This is a genomic window from Metabacillus herbersteinensis (assembly GCF_042433335.1).
GTDB lineage: Bacteria > Bacillota > Bacilli > Bacillales > Bacillaceae > Metabacillus > Metabacillus herbersteinensis.
The window spans coordinates 1-10,279 of sequence record NZ_JBHLVO010000055.1 but is presented as its reverse complement, the minus strand read 5'-3'; the positions used below and the strand labels follow the sequence as shown (position 1 = coordinate 10,279).

Below are 10,279 nucleotides of genomic sequence, written 5' to 3'. Positions count from 1 at the left end.
ATATCGCTACAGCTGCAAAACATGATATTCCAGTAATTATCTTCTGTATGAACAACTCATTATATGGGTTAATCCGTCAACAACAAAACTGGTTCTACGATGAGCGTCAAATTTCTACAGATTTAATTTACAAAAACGAATTATGTGATAATGAAGAACGCGGAATCGACTTCGTTAAAACTGCTGAAGGAATGGGTGTTCGTGGTGAGCTTGTTACTCATTATGATGATATCAAACCAGCTCTACAACGTGCTGTTGATTCAGGAAAACCTTATTTGATTGAAGTTGTAGTAGATCCAACTACACAATGTGGATTCTCTAACAACGGAGCACTTGACGGTTTCGAATATTCTAAAAAATAATAGCTTTTTAGTAACAGATTGTGCTTTGATATGTGCGAAACGTTAAATAGAAGTAATTGGTGAATCACCGATTACTTCTAGTCTCGCTACACATCACTTACTAATATAGGATATAAACAAGAAAAAATTTCGAATAGCTGAATTTCTATCATTAACAAGTCTATCGCAAACTCTAATTTTGGAATTGTTATAAAATTTAAGAATGGAAGTGAGATCAAATGACAAACAGACGCTCAAATGTTGTGACGTTAAAAAACAATCCAGTAACTCTTATCGGACCAGAGGTTCAAGTAGGAGATAAAGCTCCAGATTTTGAAGTGAGTGATCATAATCTTTCAAAAATAAACCTCAAAGATACTAGTGGGAAGGTTCGGTTAATCATAACTGTTCCATCACTTGATACCCCTGTTTGTGATAAAGAAACACGTGACTTTAGTGAAAAAGTATCTAGCTTTGGAGATGACGTTACCTTATTAGTCATCAGTTCAGATTTACCATTTGCACAAAAAAGATGGTGTGGTGGTGCAGGACTGTCTAATGTCCAGACATTGTCCGATCATTTTAATATGTCATTTGGGGGCTCTTATGGTACACACATAGAGGAGCTACGGCTAAATTGTCGTGCCGTATTTGTTGTTGATGCTAATGACAAAGTGACCTATGTAGAATATGTACAAGAAACGACAGATTATCCTGATTATCAAAAAGCACTAGAAGCGGTAAAAGAAGCTTTACAATTAGTAAAATAGTTTACGTTTAAGAATAGAAGGTAGAACGTAGCAGGGTCGATCTAGACCTTGCAATGTTCTTGTGCACATAGTCGTAGAATATTGAAAAATGAATATATAACATGATAATTTTAATCATATGGAAAACAATGCTTTTTTAATAAGCAACATGATTTCGCCTGTATAATTAATCCCGTTCTTCCGCCCATAAGAACTAAGTTTCTAACTATCAATAGGGATTTCTTCATCTAAACTGATGGAAGCTTCACTTTATCAAAAAAGGAAATAAGGAAGTGAACCCTTTGGGAAAGCTGCAACAAAAAATAAATGCAAATAGAATAAATCAAAGAATTGAAGATTTAGCTTGTTGCTCTAGTTCATCAATTGGAGTCACAAGATTACCTTTTACAGAGGAAGGTATACGTGCGGAATTACTTGTAGAAAAATGGATGATTGATGCGGGCATGAAGGTTCGCAAGGATGGCCTCAATAATATTATTGGTAGATATGAAGGAAAGAATCCTAGTGCTCCTGTGTTAATCATCGGTTCTCATCTTGATACAGTGATTGAAGGTGGAAAATATGATGGAATGCTTGGTGTCGTTACAGGAATAGAAGTAGTTAAAGTTCTGTTTGAGAATGGAATTGTTTTAGAACATCCGATCGAGGTTGTAGGTTTTTGTGATGAAGAAGGGGTAAGATTTCACGCTACTTATCTTGGAAGTAAAGCACTTGCAGGCACTTTTACAGAATATGATTTGCAACGAGCAGATGAAAGTGGGATTACGCTTGCTGATTCTTTAACCCAAATAGGGATTGATCCTCAACAATATATGCTGGCAAAGAAGTCAAAAGAAGATGTCCTTGGCTATCTAGAATTACATATTGAACAGGGTCCAGTACTTGAGAAGCAGAATGAGGCAGTTGGTTTTGTTTCAGGTATAGCTGGTGTAACAAGGTTATCTTTTGAAATTATAGGGAAATCAGGTCATGCTGGTACTGTACCGATACCAATAAGAAGGGACGCTTTAGTTGGAGCAAGTGAAATTATTTGCTTAATTGAAAGCGTAGCCAAAAAACACGAGCCTTTAGTGGCGACTGTTGGGAAGTTATCTGTTCACCCTGGTGCGAGCAATGTTATTCCAGGTTTAGTGAAAGGTACGTTAGATATTCGTGACATTAACGAAGCAAGAAAACAAATCGCGGTTAACACTATTCTAGAAAAAAGTAAAAGTATATGTGATTCTAGAGGTTTAACAATTAAATTCGAGACAGTGATGGAAGCACCGCCTGTAAAATGCTCTGAGAAATTTAATTCGATTATCGAATTAAGTATTAAGGAGCATGGTGGAAAAGCCTTAAGTCTAATTAGCGGCGCTGGTCATGATGCTGTAGCAATGGCAGACCTAACGGAAGTTGCCATGATTTTTGTTCGTTGCCGTGATGGTCTGAGCCACCACCCTGACGAATTTGTAACGCTTGAAGATATGGAAGCAGGCGCTGAAATTATGTATTTAACGGTACTAAAAATGGCTGGTAAATGATAAGTGAAACTGGTGAAGTTTCCTGATGGTTAGTTAACCAACTGGGTACTTACGGTCAGTTGATCGCCCAGCTTTCACATCTTGGGTGTTCCTATGACAAGGATATTACTCTCGTAAGATGGCAAAAGATGCATACTAAAGGGGTAGTAGAGTGATAAAAGATACGAAAGAAATTTTATTAGATGCACAGAAGAATAATTATGCTGTTTCAGCCTTTAGCGTCTACAATTTAGAAACTGCACAAGCTGCGGTCACGGCTGCGGAAAAGGCGAAACTCCCTGTTATTCTTGCATTAGGGGAGCGGTATATACAATATCTTGACCTTGAGGTTTTTGCGGTGATGGCTAAAAAAATTGCCGATAAAGCCAAAGTTCCAGTTGGTTTGCACTTAGATCACGCTTACAAAAAAGAATCGATCATTTTAGCTATTAAATACGGATTCACTTCGGTTATGTTCGACGGGTCAAAATTGCCATTTCAAGAAAATATTCAAAAAACGAAAGAAATATGTGAGCTCGCTCATATGGCTGGTGTGTCTGTCGAAGCTGAGCTTGGTTCAATATCGAAGGGTGAACATTCTGATGAAGAGGATGGGGATAACATACTAACAATTCCTGTTCTAGCTAAAGAGTTTGTGGAAAAAACGCAAATTGATTTTTTTGCACCCGCTATAGGCACAGTCCATGGAATGTATAAAGGAATACCGGAAATCGACTTAATTAGACTGAAGGAAATTAAAGATTTGATTACCGTACCACTAGTTTTACATGGAGGTTCTGGTACTCCTGAGGATAAATTAATCCAAATGATTAATAGTGGAATTTGTAAAATTAATGTTAACACTGAAATATCAATATCAGCAATAAATTTTTTAAAGAACCATTTTGAAAGTAGTTTTAATGAAAAAAAATATTGCATCTCTCAGATATTAATCAATTGATGCAAATAGAAATGAAAGAAGTAATGGAGAAATATATAAAACTATTTTCTAACCGCCAAAGAGTATTGTTGCAATAAATTGATGCATAAAAGTTCCTGCTTACCTACTAATAAAAATACGCGTAGAAGATAAAAAGTCATGAATTGATAACATCAATTATATAGGAGTTGAAGATATGATTAACCTAAAAGAAAAGTCACTGGAACTTCACAAACAGTTCAAAGGAAAGTTAAGTGTGAATGTTAAGGTTACTGTAGATAATTCTCATGATTTGAGTTTAGTCTATTCTCCTGGGGTAGCAGAGCCTTGTAAAGAAATTTATCAGAATCCTGATAAAATCTATGATTATACCATTAAAGGTAACTTAGTAGCCGTTGTTTCTGATGGATCTGCAGTATTAGGTTTAGGTAATATCGGTGGTGCTGCGTCGATGCCAGTTATGGAAGGAAAGGCAGCTTTATTTAAGGCATTCGCCGATATTGATGCGTTTCCAATTTGTTTAAACACAAATGATCCAGAACAAATTATTCAAACTATAAAATCATTAGAGCCCACATTTGGCGGAATTAATTTAGAAGACATTTCAGCACCTAATTGTTTCATTATTGAAGAAAGACTAAAAAAGGAGATGAACATTCCAGTCTTTCATGATGACCAGCATGGAACAGCGATTGTGACAGCAGCTGGATTAATAAATGCGTTAAAGGTTGTGGGTAAACGACTCGAGGACACGAAAATTATTGTAAATGGTGCAGGCGCTGCGGGTATTGCCATCACTAAATTGCTCTTAAGTATGGGTGTTAAAGATATCATCATGTGTGATACAAAGGGTGCAATTTTCAAAGGTCGTAAAAATGGAATGAATTCTATGAAGGAATCGATTGCAGAGCATACAAATAAGAACAATGTTGAGGGTCTCTTGGATGAGGTTATAAAAGGGAATGACGTGTTTGTAGGTGTATCTGTTGCTGAAGCGGTAACAGCTGAAATGGTGCAGTCGATGAATAAAGATGCGATTATTTTTGCGATGGCAAATCCGATACCAGAGATTATGCCAGAGGTTGCAAGGGTAGCTGGAGCAGCAGTTGTTGGAACAGGCCGATCTGACATGCCAAACCAAGTAAACAATGTGCTCGCTTTTCCAGGGATTTTTAAAGGAGCCCTACAAGTACACGCATCTGAAATTAATGAAGAAATGAAATTGGCGGCAGTTTATGCAATCGCTAACTTGATTACAGCTGAAGAGCTTACCTGTGATTACGTAATCCCTCATGCGTTCGATAATAGAGTAGTAGAAGCAGTAGCAAATGCTGTTGCTGATGCTGCGATCAAAACAGGCGTCGCACGTAAGCTGGAGATTGAACAAGAAAAGATTGTTTAGAGAAGAACTTCCAGTAAGCCAGATCCGTTTTGTTATGGATCTGGTCTATAATGTTTCCAATAATTCATTAGGGGGAGTTTATGGTGAATGGAGCATATATGTTAAACGGTTATGGCTTTACAGTTAGTTAAAATATAGTTAATCGATAAAATAGTTGAAGGACTAATGCACTTGTTATAAGAATAATTGAAAAAGACACTAAATGTGAGGATGTAATCATGCAAAATAGCTGCTTCAATGTATCCTGAGTATTATAAAGGAGTTCATGGCATAGAGTCCAAGTTATTGGATATTCTTGTTTGATTTAAGCTTATAAAATCTATCAACATTATAGTATGGTAATAAATTCAATTTTCAGAAAAGAGTTGCAAATTAAAAAAGTATATTGTATGCTATTTTATATAATGAATTGTATACAATCTTGAATCCAATATTGTGCTCTATAAGTGGAGAAGGGAAATGCTGATGAATTCGAAAGAAATAGAAATTTATAAAAAGATAAAACAGGCGATCATTCAGCAGAAACTTCGCATCAATATGCAATTAGTTGAAAAAGAAATTGCAGAATCATTTGGGGTAAGTCGAACTCCAGTCCGTAACGTACTTCGCAGATTGTCCTATGAACGGTTAGTAAAAATAATTGAAAATAAAGGGGCATTTGTCTCGTGTTCATCAGTAGAAGAGGCAAAAGAAGTATTTGAAATGAGACGAATCCTCGAAGCTCAGGCAGTTCGAAAAGCGTGTCTTTTATCTACAGAAGAGCAGCTGCGTGAACTTGAGAAGATGGTTGAAGAGGAACTAAATACATACCAACATGTCGACTATATTGAAGCTATACAAATGTCGGGAGAATTCCATTTAAAAATAGCTGAAATGGCAGGAAATTCTTATTTTTATCAATACCTAGAAGACTTAATTTCCTTAACATATGTGATTATTTCAATTTATGGAAGAGGTCAGGAAGAAAAAAGTGCCTGCTGCCATCACCTTCATATCTTCAACGCTATTAAGCAAAGAGATGAAGATCTAGCTGAAAGACTATCCGTTGAACATTTAAGAGAAATTGAAGATAACCTTCATTTTAGTGAGAAGCTTCAGATTCCCACATCTTTGCCAGAAATCTTTCGACAACAGTAATTTATCATCGCACAATTTGTAAGCGCTTCCTCCCTTGGTCTAATCAGGTTCCTATAATATATCGGAGTTTTACTTTCTATACTATTTATTCTTCTCCTTCTAACCCTGCACATGTAACTTCTTGTGAGGGAGAAGAATTACTTCATTAACTAACCTTGCAGGAGGTGATGCTAATCAAATAGCGTTCATATTAAAAATGTCTAATTTTTTTATTCCTTAGTAGAAACAACGTTGTTCATAAAGCAACGAAAACATTGTTTGTAACCAACAAAAATTTATATTTGGAGGAATTTGCATGAAATATGATCTTATTATTAAAGGTGGAAAAGTGGTTTTTAGGGATGAAGTGAAAAGTGTAGACATCGCCGTAAAAGACGGGAAAATTTCTGCAATTGCTGAAACAATAGATAACGAAGCTGCCCAGATTATTGACGCTAAAGGCCAATATGTCATGCCAGGTATGATTGACACACATGTCCATATTTGTGAACCAGGCCGGACCAAATGGGAAGGATTTGTTACAGGAACTAAAGCATTAGCTGCCGGAGGCACCACGAGTTATGTAGATATGCCATTAAACGCACTTCCTGCAACAGTTGACCGCGAAGCGCTTCAATTAAAGATAGATACAGCAAAAGGAAAAAACTATGTGGATTATGCATTATATGGTGGGCTTGTTCCAGGTAATCTTGATAAATTGAAAGAACTTTCTGATGAAGGTGTAGTTGCATATAAGTGTTTCATGGCAACATGCGGTACAGATCTTCCGGATGATTTCAAAAACGTCGATGATTATACATTATATATGGGTATGAAGAAATTAGCTGAGCTTGGTCATGTATTGTCCATCCATGCTGAAAATGCCGTGATTACCGATCGGATGGGCCAGGAAATGGTGAAACAAGGTAAAATAACCGCCACAGATTATGTAGCTTCACGCCCGGTATTTACGGAAGTGGATCCCGTAAAACGAGCATTATTTTTAGCAAAAGAGACCGGCTGTAAACTGCATTTTGTCCATATCAGTACAGCGGAAGCAGTTGAGGAAATTATTAAAGCAAGAAACGAAGGCCAAGATGTCACTGTCGAATCCTGTCCGCATTACTTCACAATTACAACAGCTCAATTTGAGGAAATTGGTCCAGTCGCCAAATGTTCACCACCATTGCGTGACGAAGTAGAGCAAGAAAAGCTCTGGCAGAAATTGATTGAAGGCAAAATTGATATGTTAACTTCTGACCATTCGCCATGTCCAATTGAGATGAAATATAGTGAAAACAATAATATTTTTGAAGTATGGGGTGGTATCTCGGGATGCCAAAACAACGTCGACCTAATGTTTGATGAAGCTGTTCTTAAGCGCAATGTTCCAGTAACTGATTTTGTCCGAATGATTGCTTCAAACTCTGCGAAACGCTTTAATTTACCAAGTAAAGGGGAAATTGCAGTATCGAAGGATGCAGATATCATCCTTGTAGATCCAAACCAATCATATGTTGTCCAAAAAGAGGATCTATATTACCGCCATCAACATAGCCCATACGTCGGCAGAAAAATTAATTGCCGTGTAACCAAAACATTTGTCAGGGGAAATCTTGTTTTTGATGTCAATGAAGGCATTGTAGGCGAGCCTATAGGACAATTGGTTACCTACAATAAAAAGTCAGAACTTATAACGCTATAAACTCTATAAAGGCTATAAGGACAAGGAGGCATAAAAAGATAATAGACAAAGCAATATCGGGGATATCCAATCCGGTCGCTTATTGCTGTTAAACCTATGCATTATCAGGAATACGACAAACAATGAAAAAAAGGAGCTGGGTGTACAATGTCTGCAAATTTAGAAAGTTACGTTACACCAGAGACACAGATCCAACATGATACGGGTGTGGATGAATCACTTAATCCGAAAACCGATAAAGATAGGACGGTAAGTCCGATAGACTATATTTTTATGTGGGTTGGGGACGGCGTTAATTTGGGAAATATGACGCTTGGAGCTAGTTTGGTTGTAGCGGGAATTGCAACGCTAAACGTCTTTCAAACATTTGCCGCAGCTATTATAGCAATTGGTATCATTTCAACTGTTTTTGCTTTAAATGATAGGCTCGGATACAGAACGGGAATACCATATGTTGTACAGCTTAGAATGTCCTTCGGGGTGAAAGGCTCCATCATATCATCACTTTTGCGAGGTATTCCCGCCATCGTTTGGTATGGTTTTCAAAGCTGGATTGGCGGTACAGCATTAAATGAAATTGCGAAGATTATTACCGGCGGCGCCTTTGATAATGTTGCCATTTGCTTTGTAGTGCTTCAATTGGTGCAAATTGGACTGTCACTGTACGGCTTCCATGCCATTAAATGGGTGGAAACACTTGCTTCTATTGTTATTGTACTAGCTCTTCTCTACGTATTTGGCGTTCTTCTAACATCCCATAGCGCTGTTATTACAGAAAGATGGGTTCATGCAGAAGGCACATGGGGCTTGCCGTTCTTTGCATTCATAATGATGTTTATGGGAAATTATGCTGCTATCTTTTTAAGTGCAGCGGACTATTCAAGAGAACTAAAATCTGGTATTAGCGACACAAAACGCGGGTTTTTATACTTTCTGCCTATTTTAATAGCGTACGGCTTGACACTTGCAATCGGGGCAATGCTTGCTTCTGCAACAGGCATCACTAATCCGGTGAAGGCGTTTGCAATAGTGGTAGATAACTCATATATTACACTCTTTGTATCCGCATTTATAGTTTTGGGAGCGGTTGCAGTAAACATGGTTGCCAATATTATTCCACCGACCTATGTTATTACATTGCTTACAAAATTAAAATTTAAACCTGCTGTTACCATAACCGGACTGCTTGCTTTCGCCTCATTCCCTTGGTTGCTTGTACAGGATTCTTCGGCAAAGGGTCTTGGTATGTTCATTCTTATATATTCTGCATTTTTAGGCCCGATTGTTTCTATTTTATTAATCGAATATTATCTATTAAGAAAGCAAAAAGTAAATGTTGAAGATTTATACAAGGAAGACGGTCCATTTACCGGATATAATCCAGCAGCGATCCTTGCAATGCTTATCGGCGCCGGGGCCGCTTTTATAAAAGTGGAACTGGCATGGATTATCGGCGTTGTTGTAGCAGGTATTGTATATATTCTTCTAATGAAGTTTGCATTTAAAGATTCAAAATTCAAAAAGGGTACGATATTTGAGAAATAATTGTAAACTTGTTGATGCAATTAAATGGATAAGTTAGAGATAAAGGACTGATTGTTTATTAATTTATATAAAACATGTAGTGACAACTTCAACTATTAAATAGGGACTGAAGATATCTCCAGTCCTTTTTCTTGTGTGCCAGGCATGGCAACGATCTAGGTGGTGAAAGTCCACTGTGGGGGTACACATCGACCAACCACTAAGGAAGCGCAAGGTACTTATCGTGAGGTAAGGGCTGGAGGAAGCGTGGAATAAAATCTTGGCTCGACGAACAGAAATCTGATACTAAGGTTCTATAAAGGGATGAGGCTCCAAGACAAGTCAAAGTCCAAAAGATGTGCGTAACTTTGTAGAGTAAATCAGGCGAGTAAAAGAGGAAAGATAGTTGTCTTACCCTGGGAGATCTTGCGGATGTACAGAAGTACAGTCGAAAAAGGTTAGCCGCCAGAAGTCAGCAGAAGCCATAGTAGTGAAATAAAATCATGAAGGGCTGAACAATTTATAGTGTTTCTACGCCACGAATGCGTAAGTGACGAACTCCGAATGTGTTAATGGTGAAAGTATGAGCGTATCTCAAAGGGTATCCAAAATGGAGCTATCACTTACTACGTGAGAGGAAAGGAGAAACGAGTGTGGAACTTTTAGAACAGATTCTAAGTAATCAAAATATGAATGAAGCCTACTTACGTGTCTATAAAAACAAAGGTGCAAGTGGGGTCGATAGAGTTACAGTCGAAGAACTAAAGCAATATCTGAAAGAGAACAAGGATGAGTTGTGTCAGCGCATCAGAACAAGAAAATACCAGCCACAAGCTGCCTTAAGAGTGGAGATCCCAAAAGAAAATGGCAAGATGCGCAAACTGGGAATACCAACAGTAGTGGATAGAGTCGTTCAACAAGCCATTCATCAAGTACTCAGTCCGATATTTGAAAAGCAGTTCAGTGAATTCAGTTATGG

The 10,279-nt window shown here is 37.6% G+C and carries 8 protein-coding genes and 1 pseudogene; all 9 read left to right on the top strand.

The window, feature by feature from the left end:
• Positions 1-362: thiamine pyrophosphate-dependent enzyme (locus ACFFIX_RS27025; RefSeq protein ID WP_378939663.1), on the top strand; the 362-nt coding region annotated here is incomplete at its 5' end.
• Positions 363-580: 218 nt separating this feature from the next.
• On the top strand, positions 581-1,111 hold the full coding sequence (tpx, locus tag ACFFIX_RS27020; RefSeq protein ID WP_378939661.1) for a thiol peroxidase: 531 nt from the start codon (positions 581-583) through the stop codon (positions 1,109-1,111).
• Between the two features lie 272 nt (positions 1,112-1,383).
• Positions 1,384-2,634: an allantoate amidohydrolase gene (locus ACFFIX_RS27015; RefSeq protein WP_378939659.1), complete on the top strand. Its 1,251-nt coding sequence runs from the start codon at positions 1,384-1,386 to the stop codon at positions 2,632-2,634.
• 151 nt (positions 2,635-2,785) lie between these two features.
• The gene (locus ACFFIX_RS27010; protein ID WP_378939658.1) at positions 2,786-3,574 is read left to right on the top strand and encodes a class II fructose-bisphosphate aldolase; all 789 of its coding nucleotides are present in this window, start codon (positions 2,786-2,788) and stop codon (positions 3,572-3,574) included.
• 175 nt (positions 3,575-3,749) lie between these two features.
• Positions 3,750-4,955: an NAD(P)-dependent malic enzyme gene (locus ACFFIX_RS27005; protein ID WP_378939656.1), complete on the top strand. Its 1,206-nt coding sequence runs from the start codon at positions 3,750-3,752 to the stop codon at positions 4,953-4,955.
• Positions 4,956-5,420: 465 nt separating this feature from the next.
• Positions 5,421-6,092: a GntR family transcriptional regulator gene (locus ACFFIX_RS27000; RefSeq protein ID WP_378939654.1), complete on the top strand. Its 672-nt coding sequence runs from the start codon at positions 5,421-5,423 to the stop codon at positions 6,090-6,092.
• 295 nt (positions 6,093-6,387) lie between these two features.
• Positions 6,388-7,776, top strand: coding sequence for an allantoinase AllB (allB, locus tag ACFFIX_RS26995; RefSeq protein ID WP_378939652.1), 1,389 nt, complete (start codon positions 6,388-6,390; stop codon positions 7,774-7,776).
• A 147-nt stretch (positions 7,777-7,923) separates the two neighbouring features.
• On the top strand, positions 7,924-9,321 hold the full coding sequence (locus tag ACFFIX_RS26990) for an NCS1 family transporter (RefSeq protein WP_378939650.1): 1,398 nt from the start codon (positions 7,924-7,926) through the stop codon (positions 9,319-9,321).
• Positions 9,322-9,953: 632 nt separating this feature from the next.
• A pseudogene (locus ACFFIX_RS26985) lies at positions 9,954-10,279 on the top strand (group II intron reverse transcriptase/maturase); the annotation flags it as partial.

Bases quoted from the DNA above. Each gene is read 5' to 3' on its own strand.
- ACFFIX_RS27005 (WP_378939656.1), top strand. From the start codon at position 3,750: ATGATTAACCTAAAAGAAAAGTCACTGGAACTTCACAAACAGTTCAAA.
- tpx (WP_378939661.1), top strand. From the start codon at position 581: ATGACAAACAGACGCTCAAATGTTGTGACGTTAAAAAACAATCCAGTA.
- ACFFIX_RS27000 (WP_378939654.1), top strand. From the start codon at position 5,421: ATGAATTCGAAAGAAATAGAAATTTATAAAAAGATAAAACAGGCGATC.
- ACFFIX_RS26990 (WP_378939650.1), top strand. From the start codon at position 7,924: ATGTCTGCAAATTTAGAAAGTTACGTTACACCAGAGACACAGATCCAA.
- allB (WP_378939652.1), top strand. From the start codon at position 6,388: ATGAAATATGATCTTATTATTAAAGGTGGAAAAGTGGTTTTTAGGGAT.